Source organism: Actinokineospora terrae (genome assembly GCF_900111175.1).
Taxonomy (GTDB): Bacteria; Actinomycetota; Actinomycetes; order Mycobacteriales; family Pseudonocardiaceae; genus Actinokineospora; species Actinokineospora terrae.
Map to the genome: position 1 here is coordinate 261,328 of NZ_FOGI01000004.1, position 20,472 is coordinate 281,799.

At 71.5% G+C, this 20,472-nt stretch carries 19 protein-coding genes; 4 read left to right on the plus strand and 15 right to left on the minus strand.

Features of this window, described 5'->3' with window-relative positions; all coding sequences use genetic code 11:
* Positions 1–41: 41 nt before the first annotated feature.
* A complete protein-coding gene (locus BMY07_RS09735) occupies positions 42–1,226 on the plus strand; it encodes a PQQ-dependent sugar dehydrogenase (protein ID WP_092776695.1) in 1,185 nt (394 codons plus the stop codon).
* Between the two features lie 564 nt (positions 1,227–1,790).
* Here the strand turns inward: BMY07_RS09735 and gatB are convergent.
* From gatB to gatC, 4 genes are read right to left on the minus strand one after another with little or no spacing between them, the layout of a single operon-like run.
* Entirely contained in the window at positions 1,791–3,293 is a 1,503-nt protein-coding gene (gene gatB / locus BMY07_RS09740) for an Asp-tRNA(Asn)/Glu-tRNA(Gln) amidotransferase subunit GatB (RefSeq protein ID WP_281245055.1), read from the minus strand.
* The gene (locus BMY07_RS09745; protein WP_092776697.1) at positions 3,290–3,481 is read right to left on the minus strand and encodes a hypothetical protein; all 192 of its coding nucleotides are present in this window, start codon (positions 3,479–3,481) and stop codon (positions 3,290–3,292) included. The genes gatB and BMY07_RS09745 overlap by 4 nt, the downstream gene beginning before the upstream one ends.
* On the minus strand, positions 3,481–4,992 hold the full coding sequence (gene gatA / locus BMY07_RS09750) for an Asp-tRNA(Asn)/Glu-tRNA(Gln) amidotransferase subunit GatA (protein ID WP_092776699.1): 1,512 nt from the start codon (positions 4,990–4,992) through the stop codon (positions 3,481–3,483). Before gatA ends, BMY07_RS09745 begins: the two co-directional genes overlap by 1 nt.
* Positions 4,989–5,288 (minus strand): Asp-tRNA(Asn)/Glu-tRNA(Gln) amidotransferase subunit GatC, encoded by a 300-nt coding sequence (gatC, locus tag BMY07_RS09755; protein WP_092776701.1) that lies wholly within the window; start codon positions 5,286–5,288, stop codon positions 4,989–4,991. Before gatC ends, gatA begins: the two co-directional genes overlap by 4 nt.
* A 210-nt stretch (positions 5,289–5,498) precedes the next feature.
* On the opposite strand from gatC, the gene BMY07_RS09760 reads away from it, so the two are divergent.
* Positions 5,499–6,152 carry an ACT domain-containing protein gene (locus tag BMY07_RS09760; protein WP_092777321.1) on the plus strand — a complete coding sequence of 218 codons (654 nt, stop codon included), beginning with the start codon at positions 5,499–5,501 and terminating at the stop codon, positions 6,150–6,152.
* Between the two features lie 93 nt (positions 6,153–6,245).
* On the opposite strand, the gene BMY07_RS09765 is transcribed toward BMY07_RS09760, so the two are convergent.
* The 7 genes from BMY07_RS09765 to BMY07_RS09795 all read right to left on the minus strand — a co-directional run bounded on the left by BMY07_RS09765 (position 6,246) and on the right by BMY07_RS09795 (position 14,286).
* On the minus strand, positions 6,246–6,959 hold the full coding sequence (locus tag BMY07_RS09765; RefSeq protein WP_092776703.1) for a 3-keto-5-aminohexanoate cleavage protein: 714 nt from the start codon (positions 6,957–6,959) through the stop codon (positions 6,246–6,248).
* A gap of 104 nt (positions 6,960–7,063) precedes the next feature.
* Positions 7,064–7,564: a GNAT family N-acetyltransferase gene (locus tag BMY07_RS09770; protein ID WP_092777323.1), complete on the minus strand. Its 501-nt coding sequence runs from the start codon at positions 7,562–7,564 to the stop codon at positions 7,064–7,066.
* A gap of 470 nt (positions 7,565–8,034) precedes the next feature.
* Complete coding sequence (ligA, locus tag BMY07_RS09775; protein WP_245782294.1) at positions 8,035–10,209, minus strand: NAD-dependent DNA ligase LigA; 2,175 nt, start codon at positions 10,207–10,209, stop codon at positions 8,035–8,037.
* Positions 10,210–10,247: 38 nt separating this feature from the next.
* Entirely contained in the window at positions 10,248–10,880 is a 633-nt protein-coding gene (locus BMY07_RS09780) for a hypothetical protein (protein WP_092776707.1), read from the minus strand.
* 34 nt (positions 10,881–10,914) lie between these two features.
* The gene (locus BMY07_RS09785; protein WP_092776709.1) at positions 10,915–11,661 is read right to left on the minus strand and encodes a succinate dehydrogenase/fumarate reductase iron-sulfur subunit; all 747 of its coding nucleotides are present in this window, start codon (positions 11,659–11,661) and stop codon (positions 10,915–10,917) included.
* Entirely contained in the window at positions 11,658–13,586 is a 1,929-nt protein-coding gene (locus BMY07_RS09790; RefSeq protein ID WP_092776711.1) for a fumarate reductase/succinate dehydrogenase flavoprotein subunit, read from the minus strand. Before BMY07_RS09790 ends, BMY07_RS09785 begins: the two co-directional genes overlap by 4 nt.
* A 4-nt stretch (positions 13,587–13,590) precedes the next feature.
* On the minus strand, positions 13,591–14,286 hold the full coding sequence (locus tag BMY07_RS09795; protein ID WP_092776713.1) for a succinate dehydrogenase cytochrome b subunit: 696 nt from the start codon (positions 14,284–14,286) through the stop codon (positions 13,591–13,593).
* Positions 14,287–14,357: 71 nt separating this feature from the next.
* Between BMY07_RS09795 and BMY07_RS09800 the strand changes: the two genes are divergently transcribed.
* Complete coding sequence (locus tag BMY07_RS09800; protein WP_092776715.1) at positions 14,358–15,284, plus strand: LysR family transcriptional regulator; 927 nt, start codon at positions 14,358–14,360, stop codon at positions 15,282–15,284.
* A 2-nt stretch (positions 15,285–15,286) separates the two neighbouring features.
* Here the strand turns inward: BMY07_RS09800 and BMY07_RS09805 are convergent, their stop codons facing one another.
* A complete protein-coding gene (locus tag BMY07_RS09805; RefSeq protein ID WP_092776717.1) occupies positions 15,287–16,324 on the minus strand; it encodes a methionine synthase in 1,038 nt (345 codons plus the stop codon).
* A 64-nt stretch (positions 16,325–16,388) separates the two neighbouring features.
* Between BMY07_RS09805 and BMY07_RS09810 the strand changes: the two genes are divergently transcribed.
* Complete coding sequence (locus BMY07_RS09810) at positions 16,389–17,282, plus strand: serine/threonine dehydratase (RefSeq protein ID WP_218150638.1); 894 nt, start codon at positions 16,389–16,391, stop codon at positions 17,280–17,282.
* Positions 17,283–17,342: 60 nt separating this feature from the next.
* On the opposite strand, the gene BMY07_RS09815 is transcribed toward BMY07_RS09810, so the two are convergent.
* Genes BMY07_RS09815 through BMY07_RS09825 form a run of 3 tightly spaced genes read right to left on the minus strand, consistent with a single transcriptional unit; the run spans position 17,343 to position 20,364 of the window.
* Positions 17,343–18,662, minus strand: a complete 1,320-nt coding sequence (locus BMY07_RS09815; RefSeq protein WP_092776721.1) for an ABC transporter permease — start codon at positions 18,660–18,662, stop codon at positions 17,343–17,345.
* Positions 18,662–19,378, minus strand: coding sequence for an ABC transporter ATP-binding protein (locus BMY07_RS09820; protein ID WP_092776723.1), 717 nt, complete (start codon positions 19,376–19,378; stop codon positions 18,662–18,664). The genes BMY07_RS09815 and BMY07_RS09820 overlap by 1 nt, the downstream gene beginning before the upstream one ends.
* Positions 19,375–20,364, minus strand: a complete 990-nt coding sequence (locus BMY07_RS09825; RefSeq protein ID WP_092776725.1) for an efflux RND transporter periplasmic adaptor subunit — start codon at positions 20,362–20,364, stop codon at positions 19,375–19,377. The genes BMY07_RS09820 and BMY07_RS09825 overlap by 4 nt, the downstream gene beginning before the upstream one ends.
* Positions 20,365–20,472: the final 108 nt, after the last annotated feature.

The following is a 20,472-nucleotide window of genomic DNA, read 5'->3' on the forward strand; positions in this document are numbered from 1 at the left end:
CTCACCGGGGATTCACCTTGTTGGACGTAAGGTCGGGCATCATGGCTGGAGTGCTGCGTACCCCGTTTCGCCTGTTCACGGCGGCGTGTGTGGCGCTCGCCGTGTCCTCTTGCGCTACCTTCGCCGAGCAGCCTCCCGCCAGCAGTTGGCAGGCCAACGCGCCGTTGACCCCCCAGGCCGCCCCCGAACCTGAGACCGGTGGCCGTAGCGGCGCGGTCGAGGGCGCACAGCCGGGCGGCGAGCCGACGAAGGTACCCCCGCCTGACGGGTGCAAGGACTTCCATCCAGCCGTACTGGCTACCTGTCTCGACACGGTTGTCGCGGTGGCAGCGCTACCTGGCGACGGTTCGAACCCGACCGCGTTGGTGGCCGAGCGTAAGACTGGGCGAATCCTGTTCGTGCGTAAGGACAACCCGCCGACCGTGTTCGCCACCGTCCCCGTTGACGCGTCCACAGACGGTGGGCTTACCGGCCTCGCGTTGTCTCCGACCTACGACGAGGACCAGCTGGTCTTCGCCTACATCACGACACCGACCGACAACCGCGTGGTCCGCATCGCGCCCGGTGACAAGCCGAAGCCCGTGCTCACCGGCATCCCCCGCGGCGCGACCGGCAACCGCGGCTCGCTGGCACGCGACCACCGCGGCGCCCTCGTCCTCGCGACCGGGGACGCGGGGTCGCCGACGGCCGCCGCCGACCCGAAGTCGCTCGCGGGCAAGGTCCTGCGGATCACCGGCGAGGGCAAGCCCGCGCCGGGCAACCCCACGGCGGGCAGTGCGGTGCTCGCGGCCGGGCTGCACGCGCCCGGCGGGATCTGCGCGTCGCTCGACGGCTCCCAGACCTGGGTGACCGACCGCACGGCGGCCGCGGACGTGCTCTACAGGGTGACGCCGGGCAAGCCGCTGAGCAGCCCGGCGTGGTCGTGGCCGGAGAAGCCGGGCGTGGCGGGCTGCGCGGCGACCTCGCAGCTGGTGTGGGTCGCGATGGCCACCGCGGGCCACCTGGAGAACCTCCCCCAGGCCCCGGACGGCACCTTCACCGGCAAACCCCAGATCGCCCTCGCCGCCCCGGACGGCTTCGGCAAGGTCGACGGCCTCGACCTGATGACCGAGCAGATCGCCATCGCGGGCACCACCAACCGCCAATCCGGCCCCACCGTCTCCAGCGACGACCGAGCCATCGCCATCCTCGTCCAACCCCAGGGCGGCGGCGGAGGAGCGGACTAGCCCCCCTCACGACTTGCTCCCGACTGGCGGCTCGCTCGCGCTGCTTGGACCCCTGACCTGCTGTTGTGGCGCCTGTGGGTGACTCGAGTTCACCCGTTTCAGGGACAGAAGTTGTCCACATGTGGATCTTGGGCGGGCTTGTTTCAAGATCGCGTGTCGGGGGGTGCCGGTAGGCTGGGACCTGGGACGCCTCCCGGAGAGGGTGGGGGCTGGGGCCGGACTGGCGCGGGCGCGCGAAGCGGGTTCGGTGGGGGCTAGATGCCGGGTTCGGGTTGGGCGCCCTGGTTTGAAGCCATCGGGCTGGTGAGTGGCTACGGGGCCGGTTCAGGGTAAGTGGGCCGTGCGGGGCCAGAGCGCCGGACATCGGTCAGAGGGCTGGCTTGACGGAGCTGGTGCGGGGCGTGCGGAACCAGCGCAGCGTGAGTGAACCGGTGCAGCGGGGCCGCTCGCGGGGTGCCAAGTACGGCGTGAGTAGGCCCAGGGCCCGCAGGCTAAGAGGGTGGGTAGACAAGACGATGCCGCCCGGTCCTCGGGGGGAGGGGCGGGCGGCATCGGGCTGGGGTGTTAGGCGCCGCAGCGGGTGAGGATTAGTTCGCGGACTCGTTTGGCGTCGGCTTGGCCCTGGGTGGCTTTCATGACCGCGCCGACGATGGCGCCTGCGGCGGCGTGTTTGCCTTCGCGGATCTTGGTGGCCACGTCGGGGTTGGCGGCGAGGGCCTCGTCGACGGCGGCGTAGAGGGCCGAGTCGTCGGAGACGACCTTGAGGCCTCGGGTCTCGACGACGTGGTCCGGTTCGCCCTCGCCTGCGAGGACGCCGTCGACGACGTCGCGGGCGAGCTTGTTGGTGAGGGCGCCGTCGGCGACCAGGGCGATGACCCTGGCCACCTGCCCCGGGGTGATCGGCAGCGCGCCCAGGTCGACGCCGCGGGCGTTGGCCTGCTGGGACAGGTACGACATCCACCACGAGCGGGCCTCGGCGGGCGGGGCGCCCGCGTCGGCGGTGGCCGCGACCAGGTCGATGGCGCCCGCGTTGACCAGGTCCCGCAGTTCCAGGTCGGTCAGCGACCACTCGGCCTGCACGCGCTTGCGGCGCTCGGCTGGCAACTCCGGCAGCGTCCCCCGCAGCTCCTGCACCCACTCCGCCGACGGCGCGATGGGCACCAGGTCGGGCTCGGGGAAGTAGCGGTAGTCCTCGGAGGTCTCCTTGCGCCGCCCGGCGCGGGTGGTGCCGGAGGCCTCCTCGAAGTGCCGGGTCTCCTGCAGGATCGAGCCGCCGGAGGCCAGGATCGCGGCCTGGCGGGTCATCTCGAAGCGGACGGCCCGCTCGACGCTGCGCAGCGAGTTGACGTTCTTGGTCTCGGTGCGGGTGCCGAACTCGGCGGCGCCGCGCTCCATCAGCGACACGTTGGCGTCGCAGCGCAGCGACCCCTGGTCCATCCGCACGTCGGACACGTCGAGCGCCTGGAGCAGGTCGCGCAGCGTGGACACGTAGGCGCGGGCCACCTCGGGCGCGCGCTCGCCGGTGCCCTCGATCGTCTTGGTGACGATCTCGATCAGCGGCACCCCGGCCCGGTTGTAGTCCAGCAGCGAGTGCTCCGCGCCGTGGATGCGGCCGGTGGCGCCACCGACGTGCAGCGACTTGCCGGTGTCCTCCTCCATGTGCGCGCGCTCGATCTGCACGCGCACGACCTCGCCGTCGTCGAGGGTGACGTCGAGGTAGCCGTTGAACGCGATCGGCTCGTCGTACTGGGAGGTCTGGAAGTTCTTCGGCATGTCCGGGTAGAAGTAGTTCTTGCGCGCGAACCGGCACCACGGCGCGATCTCGCAGTTGAGCGCCAGCCCGATCCGGATGGCCGACTCGACCGCGACGGCGTTGACCACCGGCAGCGACCCGGGCAGGCCCAGGCAGGTCGGGCAGACGTGGGTGTTGGGCTCGCCGCCGAACCTGTTCGAGCAGCCGCAGAACATCTTGGTCGCGGTGGACAGCTCGACGTGCACCTCGAGGCCGAGCACCGGGTCGAACCGGGTGATGACCTCGGCGTAGTCCATCAGCTCCGCTGTGGTCACTTGGCCCTCCGGTAGGCGCGGACGGCGATGAGCACGCCGGTGATGGCGACGACGACGCTGCCGATGGCGTTGGCCAGCACCAGCTTGTCCTTGTCGGCGCGGGCCGCGGCGAACCCGCGGGCGGCGCTGGTGGCGGAGGTGACCGCGCTGACGATCCCGAACACGCCCTTGTACTTGGACCCGGCCATCAGTGCGCGACCTCCAACTCAGGAACACGGTTGATCAGTGGACCGCCCTGGGCGGCGTTGCGGGCGACCTCGTAGGCGGCGGCCACCCGGTACCCGCGCTGGTCCTGCAGCGCGGGCGACATGATCTGCAGGCCGACCGGCAGCCCGTCGGAGAGTCCACAGGGGACGCTCAGCGCGGCGTTGCCAGCCAGGTTGGACGGGATGGTGCACAGGTCCGCCCGGTACATCGCCATCGGGTCCGCGGTGCGCTCGCCGATCTTGAACGCGGTGGTCGGCGTGGTCGGCGAGACCAGCACGTCCACGCTGGCGAACGCGGCGTCGAAGTCGCGCATGATCAGCGTGCGGACCTTCTGCGCCGAGCCGTAGTAGGCGTCGTAATACCCGGCGGAGAGCGCGTAGGTGCCGAGGATGATGCGCCGCTTGACCTCAGGCCCGAAGCCCGCGGCGCGGGTCAGCGACATGACCTCCTCGGCGCTGCGGGTGGCGTCGTCGCCGACGCGCAGGCCGTAGCGCATCGCGTCGAAGCGGGCCAGGTTGGACGAGGCCTCGCTCGGCGCGATCAGGTAGTAGGCGGGCAGCGCGAGGTCGAAGCTCGGGCAGGACACCTCGACGATCTCGGCGCCGAGCGCGCGCAGCTGGTCGACGGCGGCGGTGAACGCCTCGGCGACGCCCGGCTCGTAGCCGTCGCCCGCGAACTCGGTCACGACGCCGACCTTGACGCCCTTGAGGTCGCCGTTGGCGCCCTCAAGGGCGGCAGCGACAACCGGCGGCACCGGCGCGTCGATGGAGGTCGAGTCGAGCGGGTCGTGCCCGGCGATGACCTCGTGCAGCAGGGCCGCGTCGAGCACGGTCCGCGCGCACGGGCCTGCCTGGTCCAAAGAGGACGAGAAGGCGACTAGACCGAACCGGGAGACGGTCCCGTAGGTGGGCTTGACGCCGACCGTTCCGGTAACCGCGCCGGGCTGGCGGATAGAGCCACCGGTGTCGGTACCGATCGCCAGTGGCGCCTCGAACGCGGCGAGCGCGGCGGAGGAACCGCCACCGGACCCGCCGGGGATGCGGTCGAGGTCCCACGGGTTGCGGGTGGGCCCGAAGGCGGAGTTCTCGGTGGACGAGCCCATCGCGAACTCGTCCATGTTGGTCTTACCGAGGATCACCACCCCGGCCGCCTGCAACCGCTGCGTCACGGTGGCGTCGTAGGGCGGCTGCCAGTTCTCCAGGACCTTGGAGCCGCAGGTCGTGGGCGCGCCCTGCATGGTGAGCACGTCCTTGAGCGCCAGCGGTACGCCTGCCAGCGGCGACGCGGCGGGAAGGCCCGCGGCGGCGTTGTCGTCAACGGCCTTGGCGGCGGCTAGAGCGCGCTCGGTGTCGACGTGCAGGAAGGCGTGCACGGCGTGGTCGACCGCGGCGATGCGGTCCAGGTGGGCCTGGGTGACCTCGACCGCGGAGACTTCCTTGGCCGCGATCTTGGCCGCGATATCGGCCGCGTCGAGGCGGGTCAGCTCGGTCATGCTTCCTCCCCGAGGATCCTCGGCACGCGGAACCGGCCGTCCTCCACCGCGGGCGCGGCGGCGGTGGCCTGCTGCTGGGTGAGCCCCGGGCGGACGACGTCGGCGCGGAAGACGTTGGTCAACGGCACCGAGTGCGACGTGGGCGGGATGTCCTGGTCGGCGACCTGCCCGACCTGGGCGACCGCGGCCACGATCTGGTCGAGCTGACCTGCGAACAGGTCCAGTTCCGCTTCGGTGACGGCCAACCTGGCCAGGCGAGCGAGGTGGGCTACCTCGTCGCGGGAGATGCTGGGCACTCGACGAACCCCCGGGGTTGTCTGTGATAGGACCTGGTGAGTCTATTTCGCGCGGTTCGGCAACCCCGAACGGGTTGTTCCGAGCGCGCCGCGGTGCTAAACCGGTGCCCGGTGGCAGCCGGGGCGGCGCGGCCAGGGTCTGCGACAATCGGCGGTCGAGGAAATCCGCGCGTCCGCGCGGGGGTTGCTTACGTGCGGGAGGCGTTCGCCTTGTCGTTCCTGATCCGGGTGCAGCTCCCGGACAGCCCGGGCACCCTGGGCGCGGTCGCGACCGCGCTGGGCGCCATCGGTGCGGACATCCTCAGCGTCGACGTGGTGGAACGCGCGGGTGGGGTCGCCATCGACGACCTGGTGGTCGAGCTGCCCGGCGGCAGGCTGCCGGACGTGCTGATCACCGCGGCCGAGTCGATCCCCGGGGTCGAGGTGGACGCGGTGCGCCCGTACGCGGGCCTGCTCGACACACACCGCGAGCTGGAACTGGTCGAAGACGTCGCGGCCGACCCGCGCGACGGCCTGGCCATCTTCGCCGCGGGCGTCCCGAAGATCATCCGATCGGGGTGGGCGCTGATCGTCGCCGCCACCGCCGAGGGCGCCACCCGGCTGGCGGCCAGCACCGCCGCGCCCGACATCCAGACCATCACCCTGCCGTGGCTCCCGCTGGCCAGGGCCACCGTCCTCGACGGCGAGGAGTCGTGGGTGCCCGCGACCTGGCGCGAGCTCGGCACCGAACTGGCGGCGACGCCGCTGGGCAAGCCGGACCGGGTCCTGCTCGTCGGCCGCCCCGGTGGCCCGATGTTCCGCGCGGCCGAGGTGGCCCGGCTGGCCCACCTGGCGGGCATCGTCGCGGTAGTCCTACCGGATTGACAGAGCGGTAGTCCTACCGGATTGACAGAGCGGTGGTCCTGCCGGAGTGACGGTCCTGCCAGGTTGGTCAGGGCGGTAGTGCTACCGGGTTGATCAGGACTGGACCGCGGTCCGCTCCAGCGCCGCCCGCACCAGGGCCGCGTTGTCGGCGGCCGGGCTTCCGTCTGGCAGGCGGAGGGTGTCCTCCAGGCCGATGCGAGTCGCCAGGCCGCGGTGGACGGCCGCGGTGAGCACGGGCCAGGTGGAGGCCTCCTCGCCGTGCAGCAGGACCGGCAGCGGCACCCAGTCCAGGGCGTCCAGGAGAGGCTCCGGCTCGGCGTCGGGGCGCACCTCGGCCAGGACCCGGATCGCGGCCGGTGGGATGCCCTGGGCGCGGAGGGTGGCCGCGGCGGGCGGGTCGAAGACGCCCAACTCGACCGCGACGCCCGCCGAGTGCAGGGCCGCGCAGACCTCCCACCAGCGGTCCTCGTGGACGTTGACCGAGGCGAAGTCGGGACGTCCGGCGGCCAGACCGGTCCAGGCGGCGACTAGAGCGGCTCGACGACGTGGGTCCGGTACGACCCAGGCGCCGGTGGTGACGCCAACGGTGGCGGTTGGCACTGCCGCGCGGACAGCGGCCACGGTGGCGGCCAGTTCGGACCCGAGCAGCGTCGTGCGGCCGGTGGCGTCCCGCGGGTGCAGGTGCACCGCGGTGACCCCGAGCGCGGCGACATCAGCAGCGGCTGACGCCACCTGCGCCGCGGTCACCGGGACGACGGGGTGGTCGGCGGGTGAGCGCTCGCCGTTGAGGCACGCCTGGAGCTCCACCGGGCCAGTGAAGCAGAGGCCGAGGGTCTCCACCTGTTGCCACTAGCCCGGATGGACGCACGCGGGACGACTGTCCCGCCCAGGACACACCGCAGGTAGGGCGCTCACACGTCCAGGGTGTAAGCGATGAGTTGGACCTCGGGGCCCGGGTGCCAGTCGCGGCTGGGTAAGCGGGCGAAGCCGAGGCGTTCGTAGAGCCGGTGTGCCGGGGACAACGCTGCCGGGCTGCACAGGACTACCCGTTCCAGGCCCAGCTCGCGGGCTCTTGCGATAACCGCGCGCACCAGCAACTCCCCCACTCCCCTGCCGCGCGCGGGGGCGGCGACGGCGAGCATGCGGAGTTCCAGTTCGCCCGCGCGGGAGATCTCGGCGAACGGGGTGCCGGGCAGCGCGACCGTGACCGTACCGAGCAGACACCCCTCCCGGTTCGCGGCCACCAGCAGCTCGGCCGACCGCATCCGCGCCTCGGCGTCGGCCAGCAGCGTCGCGTACCCGGACCCGCCCCCGTCCCCCGGGTACCCGACCGCCCGGTACGCCTCCACGGTCAGCGCACCGACCCGCCGCACCTCGTCCGACCGCGCCTGGCGCACCACCAGGTCAGCCACCTCAGCCACGCCTCGCCTCCCACGTTCGTCGTGTCGTCCCGGTGGGACCCCCGGCGCCGGGTTCGACGCGGGAAACCCACCGGACTCCTCCGACGCCCCAGCCCGCGCGCGGTTGCCTGTCCCGCGCGCCGACCGGTCCGACCGGATCCGGTCGGCGCACCTGCGCGCGCGACCGGCCACTCACCCCATCCCGGACCGTCGACTCCGACCGTGCCCCAGCCAGATCCCCCTCCGCCCGCCGACACCGGGCCGCAGCACCGGCCCGCTCCCCCCACCCTGCCAAGGGATCGCGACCCTGCCAACCACCCGGCACAGCGGATTCGCGACGCGTTGCGGTGGGCGCACCGGTGGCCGAACACCGCTGTCCACCGCGCTCACACGGATGGCCCAGCACGGGAGCGTTCCCGTACGCGCGGGTACCCGGCGCGCGGGAAAAAGGTTGACTGCGCAACCCTTCCGACTGGACGCGATCAGTCCTCGGTGGACTCCACCGCCTCCCGCTCCGCCTCCGGGTCGCCGATGGTGGCCAGCTCGGTAGCGGCCTGCGGTCCGTCGGCGAGCAGCACCCGGAAACCGTCCTCGTCGAGCACCGGGACCTTGAGCTGGACAGCCTTGTCGTACTTGGACCCCGGGGCGTCGCCGACCACCACGAACGCGGTCTTCTTCGACACCGAGCCCGACGCCTTGCCGCCGCGGACCAGGATGGACTCCTTGGCCTCGTCGCGGGAGTAGCCGGTGAGGCTGCCGGTGACCACGATCGAGAGGCCCTCCAGCGTGCGGGGGACGCCCTCGTCGCGCTCGTCGGCCATCCGCACCCCGGCGTAGCGCCACTTGTCGACCACGTCGCGGTGCCAGTCGACGGCGAACCACTCCTCGACCGCGGCGGCGATGGTCGGCCCGACGCCCTCGGTGTCGGCCAGTTGCTGCTCGTCGGCGGCCTCGATCGCCTGGATCGAGCCGAACGCCTGGGCCAGCGCCCGGGCCGCGGTCGGCCCGACGTGCCGGATCGACAGCGCGACCAGCACCTTCCACAGTGGACGGTCCTTGGCCGTCTCCAGGTTGGCCAGCAGCTTGCGGGCGTTGGCGGAGAGCTCGCCGGACTTGGTGCGGAACAGGTCGACCTCGATCAGGTCGTCCTCGGTGAGGGAGAACACGTCGCCCTCGTCGGCGATCACGCCAGCGGCCAGCAGCGCGCCCGCCGCCTCGTAGCCGAGCACCTCGATGTCGAACCCGCCGCGGCCCGCGAGGTGGAACAGCCGCTCGCGCAACTGCGCGGGGCAGGTCCGCGCGTTGGGGCAGCGGATGTCGGCGTCGCCCTCCTTCTCGTAGCGCAGCGTCGTGCCGCAGACCGGGCACTCGGTGGGCATCTCGAACTCGCGCGCGTCCTCGGGTCTCGCCTCGATGACCGGGCCGAGCACCTCGGGGATGACATCGCCCGCCTTGCGGATGACGACGCGGTCGCCGATCAGCACGCCCTTGCGCTTGACCTCGCTGGCGTTGTGCAGGGTGGCCATCTCCACCGTCGAGCCCGCGACCTTGACCGGCTCCATGACCGCGTACGGGGTGACCCGCCCGGTGCGGCCCACGTTGACCCGGATGTCGATCAGCGTGGTGGTGGCCTCCTCCGGCGGGTACTTGTAGGCGATGGCCCACCGCGGCGCGCGGGAGGTGCTGCCCAGCCTGCGCTGGAGGGACACCTCGTCGACCTTGACCACGACGCCGTCGATCTCGTGCACCGCGTCGTGGCGGTGCTCGCCCCAGTGCTTGATGTGCGCCGCGAGCTGGTCCGCGGAGTCGAGCAGTGTGGTGTGTTCGGAGACAGGTAGGCCCCACGCGGTCAGTGCGCGGTATGCCTCGGACTGGGTCGTTGGCTCGAAACCCACCCTCTTTCCGAAGCCGTGGCAGATCATCCGCAGCGACCTGCTCGCAGTGATCTTCGGGTCCTTCTGCCGCAGCGAGCCCGCCGCGGTGTTGCGGGGGTTGGCGAAGGGCGGTTTCCCGGCCTCGACCAGGCGGGCGTTGAGCTCGGTGAAGTCCTCGACGCGGAGGAAGACCTCGCCGCGGACCTCGACCAGCTCCGGGATGGGGAACTCGTCGCTGGGGGTCAGCCGCTCGGGGACGTCGCGCATGGTGCGCACGTTGAGGGTGACGTCCTCGCCGGTGCGGCCGTCGCCGCGGGTGAGCGCGCGGGTGAGCCTGCCGTTCTCGTAGAGCAGGTTGATGGCGAGGCCGTCGATCTTGAGCTCGCACAGGTAGTGCGCGGCGTCGCCGACCTCCTTGGTGACCCGGTCGACCCAGGAGCCGAGCTCGTCGACGTCGAAGGCGTTGTCCAGGCTGAGCATCCGCTCCAGGTGGTCGACGGCGGCGAACTCGGTGGAGAAGGTGCCGCCGACGCGCTGGCTCGGCGACTCGGGGGTGACCAGTGCCGGGTGCCGCTGCTCGATGGCCGCCAGCTCGCGCAGCAGCGCGTCGAACTCGCCGTCGGAGATGGTCGGCGCGTCGAGCACGTAGTAGCGGAACTGGTGGCCGAGCAGCTCCTCGGCGAGCACGGCGTGCCGCTCACGGGCCTCGGCGGGCACGTCCTCGACGCCCTCGGCCTCGGCTCCGTGGGCGTGTCGCGGTAGGTCCTGATCAGCACTGGTCACCCGTGCAGAGTAGCGAGGGGCACCGACAACCCGCGTGCTCAGCCCGCCAGCCGGTGGATGAGTTCGCGCAGGTCAAGCAGGTCGATGGTGTCGGAGGGGGCGTCGAGGGCGGCCTCGACCCTGCGCAGCCGCCGACCGGCCAGCCGCTCACCCAGGGTGGCGTCCAGGGGCAGGAACGTCATCGCGGAGCGGGCCGCCGGGTCGAGTTCGCGGAGCAGCGGGTGGTGCACGGCCACGTCGACCACCCCGGCCTCTTCGTCGACCTGGGCGTGCACGCGAACGTCGGCCAACCGGATGCGGTGCGGGCCGAGGTTGACGGTCACCTCGGTCGGGTCGGGCACAGGTGGGACTGAGTCGTGGAACTCCCAGATAGCGTCATCCGGCGGCGCTACCGCCTTCCACGCGTCGGTGAATGGCCGCAGTCTCGGGTCCTCTTGGCCGGAGACGACCAGCGCGTAGATAGACCTCCCGCCGCGTTCGAGGGCGAAGTGCAGGTCCGGGTGCAGGTCGGCGACGAGGTCGCAGAGCTGGTTCTCCACCCGGTGCGGCTCGCCTTCACCGAGGGCGGCCGCGACCTCCGGCAGCAGTTCGTGCCACCTTGCCCAGAACCGGTCCGCGAGCGCCTCCGGTTCGAGGGGCTCGGGTTGTGGCTTCCTGCGGAACCAGCTCATCCGCCCATCTTGGCCTAGCCCGCATGTGCGCCGCCTAGCCCGAGCGCAGGACGGCTGAGAGCACGTCGTGGTTGAGGCGGGAGATCGTGGATAGCGGGATGCCCTTGGGGCAGACGGCTGTGCACTCCCCGGTGAGTGTGCAACCGCCGAAGCCGAGGTCGTCCTGGGTCTCCACCATGTCGCGCGCGCGGGTGTACCGCTCGGGCTGCCCTTGCGGGAGAACGCCGAGGTGGGTGGCCTTGGCGGCGGTGAACAGCATCGAGGAGCCGTTGGGGCACGCGGCGACGCAGGCACCGCAGCCGATGCAGGCGGCGGCCTCGAAGGCGGTGTCGGCGTCGGGTTTGGGCACCGGGAGGGCGTGCGCGTCCGGGGCGGCACCGGCCCGGGTGGAGATGTAGCCGCCCGCCTCGATGACGCGGTCGAGGGCGGTGCGGTCGACGACGAGGTCCCGCAGGACGGGGAACGGCGCGGCCCGCCAGGGTTCGACCACGATCGGGTCGGCCGGGTCGAACTGGCGCATGTGCAGCTGGCAGGTCGTGGTCGCCTTGCCCGGGCCGTGCGCGACGCCGTCGATCATGACGCCGCAGGCGCCGCAGATGCCTTCGCGGCAGTCGTGGTCGAAGGCGACGGGATCGTCGCCTTCGAGTTGGAGTCGTTCGTTGAGGACGTCGAGCATCTCCAGGAACGACATCTCAGCAGTGACGCCATCGATCTCGTAGTCGACGAGCTGTCCCTTGGCTGTTGGGCCTGTCTGTCGCCAGACCCGCACTCGGTACCTCACTTGTAACTCCTCACGGTGGGCCTGACGGCCTCGAAGTGCAGTTGCTCGCGGTGCAGCATGGGTGGCTCACCGACGCCCGTGAACTCCCACGCCGCCACATAGGAGAAGCGGTCGTCGTCGCGGCGCGCGTCGCCTTCGGCGGTCTGACTCTCGACGCGGAAGTGACCGCCGCAGGACTCGCTCCGGTGAAGAGCGTCAACACACATCAGTTCGGCCAGCTCGAGGAAGTCCGCGACCCGGCCTGCCTTCTCCAGAGCTTGGTTGAGCTCGCCGCCGGTGCCGGTGACCTTGAGCCGACGCCAGAACTCCTCGCGCAGGGAGGGGATGCGTTCGAGTGCCTTGCGCAGGCCGTCTTCCGACCGCTCCATGCCACAGAGGTCCCACATGAGCCTGCCCAGCTCTCGGTGGAAGGACTCAGGTGTACGGTCGCCCTTGATGGTCAGGAGAGTCGAGACGAGTTCGCGAACACCGTCCTCGGCTTCATCGACGGCGTTGGGGTCAACGGGGCCGAACGGGCCATCGGCGAGGTAGTCACCGATGACGGCAGGGAGCACGAAGTACCCGTCGGCGAGGCCTTGCATGAGCGCGCTGGCACCGAGGCGGTTGGCACCGTGATCGGAGAAGTTGGCCTCACCGATGACGAACAGGCCGGGGATGGTGCTGCGCAGGTCGTAGTCCACCCAGAGTCCGCCCATGGTGTAGTGCACCGCGGGATAGATCCGCATCGGGACCTGGTACGGGTCCTCGTCGGTGATGCGTTGGTACATCTCGAAGAGGTTCCCGTATCGGGCAGCGACGGTGTCCCTGCCGAGTCGCGCTATGGCGTCGGCGAAGTCGAGGTACACGCCGAGCCCGCCCGGTCCCACTCCCCTACCGGCGTCGCACACGGCTTTCGCGGCGCGTGAGGCGATATCGCGCGGGACCAGGTTGCCGAAGCTCGGATAGATCCGCTCCAGGTAGTAGTCACGCTCGGATTCGGGGACCTGGTCGGGAGGTCGACTATCTCCCGCTTCGACCGGTACCCACACCCTGCCGTCGTTGCGCAGGGACTCGCTCATCAACGTCAGCTTTGACTGGTGGTCACCGCTCACGGGGATGCAGGTGGGGTGGATCTGGGTGTAGCACGGGTTCGCGAAGAGGGCTCCGCGTTTGTGCGCGCGCCAGATCGCGGTGGTGTTGCAACCCTTGGCGTTGGTCGAGAGGTGGAAGACGTTGCCGTATCCGCCGGTCGCTAGGACTACCGCGTCAGCTAAGTGGGTCGTGACCTCACCGGTGACGAGATCGCGCACGACGACACCGCGCGCACGCCCGTCCGAGACGACGAGGTCGAGCATCTCGGTTCGAGGGAATGATCTGACGCTACCTGCGTGGACCTGCCGCGCAAGCGCTTGATACGCGCCGAGCAAGAGCTGCTGACCGGTCTGCCCGCGCGCGTAGAACGTGCGCGACACCTGGGCGCCGCCGAAGGACCTCGTGTCCAGCAGACCGCCGTACTCGCGGGCGAAGGGCACGCCTTGGGCGACGCACTGATCGATGATGCTCGTGCTGACCTCGGCAAGGCGGTGGACGTTGGACTCGCGGGACCGGAAGTCGCCGCCCTTGATGGTGTCGTGGAAGAGGCGGTGCACGCTGTCACCGTCGCCCGCGTAGTTCTTGGCGGCGTTGATGCCACCTTGCGCGGCGATGCTGTGTGCGCGTCTTGGGCTGTCCTGGTAGCAGAACGACAGGACGTTGTAGCCGAGTTCGCCCAAGGTGGCGGCGGCAGAGCCACCTGCCAGGCCAGTGCCCACGACGGCGATGGTCAGCTTGCGTCGGTTGGCCGGGTTCACCAGTCGGGCGGAGAAGCGCCGTCGCTCCCATCTTGTCTCCAGGGGGCCTTCCGGGGCGCGTGTGTCAGCGATCGGGTCGCCGTCGCGGTAGAGCATTGCGTCACCTCACGATTCCGAAGAGGACGGCATACGGCACGGACAAGAACCCGACGGTGATGCCAACGGACACGACCAGCGCCATCACACTGGAAGCGCCGGGGGCACGGCCAAGGCTGCGTAGTGCGCTCCACATCCCGTGGCGCAGGTGCAGGCCTAGAGCGACAACGGCGAGGGTGTAGGCCGCCACGACGTACCAGTGTTGGAAGTCGGCGATGACATTGGCGTGGATCTGCCCCTCGACACCGTGCGGGTTCAGCACGCCCGCGGTGAGGTCGAGCAGGTGGTAGACCACGAACAGGGCGATGATCACCCCGCCCCACCGCATGGTCCGCGCCGCGTACCCGCCCTGGACCCTCGGCCGCCGCGCGTACCCCACCGGCCTGGCCCTGGCCGCGCGCCGGGCGAGCTGGATGGCGGCGGTCATGTGCAGGACCACGGCGAGCAGCAGCACCACGCGGATCACCCACACGAACCCGCCGTGGCCCAGCACCGGGGCGAGCAGTCGGCGCAGGAAGACGCCGTAGCCGTCGATGTCGCCGAGGAAGATCGTCAGGTTGCCCACCATGTGCGCGACCACGTAGGCGAGCAGGATGCCGCCGGTGACCGCCATCACGGCCTTCTTGCCCACCGTCGACGACCACAGCCTGCGCGGGAACCCTTGCCTGCCAAGCGATCCGCGCTGAAGGGTCAGAGCCATGCCCCCACGCTAGGAGTGCACTCGACAAGTCGTCCAATACATGAATCGGCTCAGCTCGATAGCCTGGGGCTATGACGCTGCAGCAGCTCGTGTACTTCCTGGCCGTGGCCCAGACGCGGCACTTCACGCGCGCGGCCCAGCGGGCACATGTGGCGCAGCCCTCACTGAGCAAGCAGATCTCCAGCCTGGAGGCGGAGTTGGGCGCGGCCCTGTTCACCCGCGCGAGGGGCAACGTCGCTCTTACCGCGGCGGGCGAGGCACTCCTACCGATCGCCAAACGCATCTTGTCCGATGTGGACTCGGCCAGGTTGGAGGTCGCGGAACTGGTCGGCCTCAGGCAAGGGCGGATCCGCCTCGGCGCGACACCGAGCGTGTGTGTGGGCGTCCTAGCCGACGTCCTTCGGCGCTATCACGATCGTTACCCCGGTATCCGGTTGCAGGTCGAGGAGAGCGGCTCCCGTGACCTGACATCCGCGCTGCTGGGGGGCGAACTGGATCTGGCGCTGCTGATCGTTCCGCCGCAGGGTGTCGAGTCAGCGCTAACCATGACCCCTGTGCTGCGCGAGCACCTCATGGTGGCGTCGTCGGCGGCGGAGGCAGCCCTACCGGGCACTGTTCGGCTGGAGTCGCTTCGCGACCGGCCGATGGTCATGTTCCGCAGCGGTTATGACCTACGGGAGACCACCCTGCACGCCTGCCGGGAGGTCGGGTTCGAACCGACGCTGGCGGTGGAGGGCGGCGAGATGGACGCCGTGCTGCGGTTCGTGGAGGCCGGACTGGGCGTGGCGCTGGTGCCGAGCCTGGTGCTACCGGGCCGCCCTGGTCTGCGCGCGACTCCGTTGGCGAGCCCACCCATCCGCCGCACGATCGCCCTCGCGCACCGCACCGACACCCCACCGACAGCCGCGGCCCGGGCGTTCCGGTCGACGCTGTTCGGGCACATCGACGCTCTAGTCGCGGCCAACGCCCTGCCGCCGGGTGTCGAACCGCTGCGGTAGGGCTACCAGCCCTCCGGTGGCTCCATGAACGCCTTGCCGGTATCGCGCACGAGGGACATGGCGCGGCGCGCCCAGGTCTCCGTGGCGCCCGCCATGCCGCACGTCGGTGTGGCCACGGCGCGGTCGGCCAGGATGGACCGCCCGAAGCCGAGCCGGTCGGTCAGCCGGAACGCCTGGCCCGCCACGTCGCGCAGGGCGACCGGCTTGCCGGGGTCGGTGCTGGGCACGACCCCGAGGAACAGCACGGTGCCCGAGTCCCACACCTCCCCGATCTCGTCCCACGCCGCCGCGCCCGCCTTGGCCAGCAGCGCTACGTCGAAGGCGATCGCGTCGGCGCCCGCGGAGCGCAGCAGCGCGAACGGCGGCCTCGACGCGCAGCAGTGGATCACCACGGGCTGCCCGGTCGCGGCCTTGGCTGCCTCGACGACCGCGCCGAGCACGTCCCTGGCTTCGGGTTCGGCGATCGCGCGCACCGTGCCGTACCCCGATGGGGTGGGCAGCGCCCCGGCGAGCACGGTCGGCAGGCCCGGCTCGTCGAGCTGCACGACCACCTCGGTGCCCAGCCGCCTGCGCACCTCCGCGACGTGCCTGGTCAGGCCCTCGCCGAGGGACTCGGTGAACTCCCGCAGCGCGCCGCGGTCGGTCAGCACCCGGTGCCCGCGCGGTAGCTCCAACCCCGACGTGAGCGTCCACGGACCCGCGAGCTGCACCTTCACCACCGGGGGCGGCGTGCCGAGCCGCTCCACGGCCTCCTCGATGGCGTCGAGGTCGCGGCGGATGTGGTCCGTCGCCCGCCGGTGGTCGATACCCGGGTGCGCGGCCACGCGGTAGCCAGAGGGAACCAGCTCGATGGCGAGGTCTACGAGCAACGCCGCCGTGCGACCGAGCATGTCCGCGCCGAGTCCACGCGCGGGGAGCTCGGGTAGGTGCGGTAGGTCTGGCAGTTCCCCGAGGACGGTGGCAGCGGCCTCGACGGGGTCTGTCCCAGGCAGCGAGCCGATCCCGGTAGCGCTACCGGGCGGCCAGGGTGCGGTGCTCACGGGAGCAGTCTGGTGGATCGCCTCCGGGCGCCCCACACCACCGGCCCGATTAGCATCGGTGGGCGTGGACCACACCGATGTCGCCGCGGCAGCGGGGCGGATAGCTCCCCACGCCCGCCACACCCCGATCCTGCGCACCGAACTGGACGGTCGTCCCCTGGTGCTGAAGCTGGAACACCTGCAACGCACGGGATCGTTCAAACTGCGGGGCGCCCTCAACGCGCTGCTCGGCGGACCGCGTCCTACGCACGTCGTGACGGCCTCCGGAGGTAACCACGGCCTGGCAGTCGCGACCGCCGCACGCCTCTTGGACCTACCGGCGACGGTCTATGTCCCAGAACGCGCACCCGAGTCGAAGACGCGCCGCATCGAGGCGGCCGGGGCGAAGTTGGTGCGGCACGGTAGCGCCTACGCGGAGGCCGCCGCGGCGGCGTTGACCGAGGCGTCCACCAGTGGTGCGCGATATGTGCCCGCCTACGACGACCCACTGGTGATCGCGGGCCAGGGGACGTGCGCGGCGGAGGTCGTCGCGGACGCGCCGGAGGTCGACGCCCTCGTCGTCGCGGTCGGCGGTGGCGGATTGGCTGCCGGCACCGTGCTGGGCGCGGGCGGCCGGTCGGTCGTTCTGGTGGAACCCGAGAACTGCCAGGCGATGCACGACGCGCTGGCCGCGGGTACACCGGTCGACTCGGTGGTGGACTCAGTGGCCGCGTCCGCGTTGGGTGCCACGCGCGTGGGGGCGCTGCCGTTCGAGGTAGTGCGCTCCGGCGACACGCGGTCGGTATTGGTCACCGACGGGGAACTGCTGGCCGCGCGGGACCTGCTGTGGGAGGAGTTCCGGATCGCGGTCGAGCCCGCGGCCGCGGTGCCCTTGGCGGCCTGGTTGGCCGGACGGGTCGAGGCAGATCTACCTTGCCTGGTCGTGTGCGGGGCCAACAGCGAGTGGATCCCCGCCTAGACCTGGACCCCGGCGGCTGGGTGGGTGGGCCCGCCACACCACCACCCACCCAGCCTGGGGTTAAGCCCGCATGACGGTGGCGATCGGGATCCGCGCCGCGCGGATCGCCGGGAACAGTCCACCGAGGACACCCGCGACCAGACCGGCCGCCACCCCGGCCACCCCCGCTTCCCAGGGGAACTCCACGTTCTGCAGCGTGGGCCGGTTGGCGCCGAAGACCTGGCCCGCGGCTTCCAGGCCGACGACTCCCACCGCGATCGCCGCCGCGGCGGTGAGCAAGCCGATGATGAGGGTCTCCGCCAGCACGATCCCCGCCAGCAGGAGCCGGGGCGTGCCCACGGCTCGGCGCAGCGCGAACTCCTCCACCCGCTCACCGACCGTCGCCAGGCCGACGTTGAGGATGCCCGCCACGCCGATGAGCAGCACGAGCGCCGCCATCCCGTAGAAGATCCACTTCATCATGTCCAGCTGGCCGCCGATGCGCTCGCGGGAGTCGACCGTGTGGGTGTAGATCTGGCCCGCCAGCTCGGGGCCGAGCTTGGCGCGCAGGGCGGGCGTGATCGAGGCCGACGCCTGCGGCGTCATCAGGATCCCCATGCTCTGCGCGGCGTTCGAGGTCTCCGGGAGCCAGCGCAGCAGCTCGTCGGCCCGGACGTAGGCCGTGGGCTGGGAACTGCCGTCGTGCACGGCGCCGACCACGCGCGGGGTCGGGTGCGGCGAGCCGGGGGACGGCTGGCTGCCACTGCCGCCGATGGTCATCTCGGCGGGCAACTGGTAGCGGGTGAACGCCTCCGCCGCCTCGCGGTTGAGGACCAGGCGCGGCGACATCGACGGCTGGCCGCCGAAGTCGAGCCAGCTGCCCGCCTCCAGCTGGAACGGCCGGAACTGGCGGATGTCGCCGGTGACGCCGACCACCAGCAGCTCGACGGCGTTGCCGCGCGGTGGCGGTTTGTCGTCCGAGACCTCGCTGTAGCAGTTGCCCCGGCCGTCGCAGACCATCTTCATCGCCGGGCCGCCCTGGTCGGCGTAGCGCAGCGGCACGCCGCCGGGGTTGACCGGCGTCAGGCCGGGCTCGCCGATGATCGCGCCGGTCGAGGTCGTCGCGACGGCACCCGGGTGCCCGGTCACCAGGTCGAGCACGGCGCTCACGGACTCGGTGCCCGGGGGCACGCCCACCACGACCGTGCCGTCCTTGCCCTCGTTCATCTCGATGTCGGCCAGCAGCGCGCGGTTGGCCAGCACCGAACTGGCCTGCACCGCGACGATCGCCAGCACACCGAGGAACAGGCTGATCATCGACAGGAAGGTGCGCAGCTTGCGGGCGCGGATGCCCTGGCCGCCGATGACCACCGCGGAGCGGAGCCGCCCGGTGAGCGCCATCAGACCGCCACCCCCGCCCGGTCGGGCACCAGCAGGCCGTCGCGCAGCCGCACCACCCGGCCCATCCGGTTGGCGTGGGCGTGGTCGTGGGTGACCAGGATCAGCCCGCAGCCGCGGTCGGTCGCCGCGTGCAGCACGTCGATGACCAGCGCGCCGGTCTCGGTGTCCAGCGCGCCGGTCGGCTCGTCGGCCAGCAGGATCCGCGGTTGGCGCACCAGCGCCCTGGCGATGGCGACCCGCTGCTGCTCGCCGCCGGAGAGCCGGGCTGGGCGGTGCTTGGCCAGGTGCGCGATGCCGACCTGCTCCAGCGCCGCCAGCACCCGGGCCCTGCGCTTGCGGCGGGCCAGCCAGCCCTGGCCGTTGACCAGCGCCATCGCCACGTTCTGCGCCGCGGTGAGGTGCTTGAGCAGGAAGAACCGCTGGAACACGAACCCGAACTCCTGGCTGCGCAGCCGGGCGGCGCGGCGCTCGGGGACGCGGGTGATGTCGGCGCCGTGCAGCAGGTACTGGCCGCCGTCCGGGCGGTCGAACAGGCCGATGAGGCTGAGCAGCGTGCTCTTGCCGGACCCGGAGCGGCCCAGGATCGCCACGCTCTCCCCGGCCCGCACGGTCAGGTCCACACCGGAGAGGATGGGCCGCGGCTCGCCCTGGCCCTTGAGGGTCTTGGTGACGCCGTTGAGCTGGATCAGCGGCTGCTGGATCGGGGTGACGGTCATTTGCCCGCTGTCCCGTCCTGCGGCGCGGGCAGGTCGGGACCGGGCAGGGCGAGGGTCTCGGTGCCGGTGAGCCCGGACCTGATCTCCACGACGTCGCCGTCGGTGCCGCCGAGCACGACGTCCTTGGTCTGCCGGGTGCCGTTGGCGTCGAGCACGTCGACCTTGCCCGCGCCCTGCTGGCCCGCCACGGCCTCGACCGGGGCGACCAGCACCTGCTTGGCCTGGGCGGTGATCACCTCGAGGGTGGCCTCGGCGCCGTTGATCAGCTTGATGCCCGCGGGCGGCACGCACACCAGGCGCATGCCGGTCGACTCGGACGGGGTGCGCGAGTCCTGCTCCGGCTGCGGCGCGGGCGCCTGGACCGGGGGCGCCTCGACGGGCGCGCCGGGTACCGGTGCGGCGGGCGCGGGTGGGGCGGGCGGGTCGGGGATGGTGCCGGGCGGGAGCGCGGCGGTGGTGCCGAGCACGGCGCAGTCGAACGGCCCGGGGCCGCTCTTGATCTGCCCGCGCACCGCGCCGAGGCCCTCGGCCAGTGCGTAGGCCTGCGCGCCGTCGATGTCGGCGACGAGTGCGTAGCCGCCGAACTTCGCGGACACCACGGGCATCCCGGCGGTGACGGTGGCCTTGTCGTCGACCAGCCTGCCCGCGAAGGTCGAGCCCGCGGGCACCTCGATGTGGGTGGGCTTGCCCGCCGCCCACACCGCGCCGACCCGGGTCGGCTTGGTCGGCGTGCCCTTCTTGTCGTCCTTGACCTCCAGGTAGCGCACCTGGCCGTCGACCGGCGCCACCAGGCCGTAGACCGGGTTGAGCGCGACCTTGCCCTTGAGGCTCACCTTGGTGGTGAGGTCCTTGCGGGTCAGCGTCGCGGTGGTCATCGTGGTGCCGCGCTCGGCGAGGCCGGGCACCGGTGGGCCCGCCGACGAGGTCGAGCACCCGGCGACGACGGTTGTCGCGACGAGTGCGGTGATGATGAGCCGAAAGTTCACCGGTACCCCCATATCCCCAAGTTCGTGAACCGGTACGCGACCGGACTATACACACGATGAATAGTGGTGTCCCCGGCCAGTACCCACAGGAGTTTCACGCACCGCTAC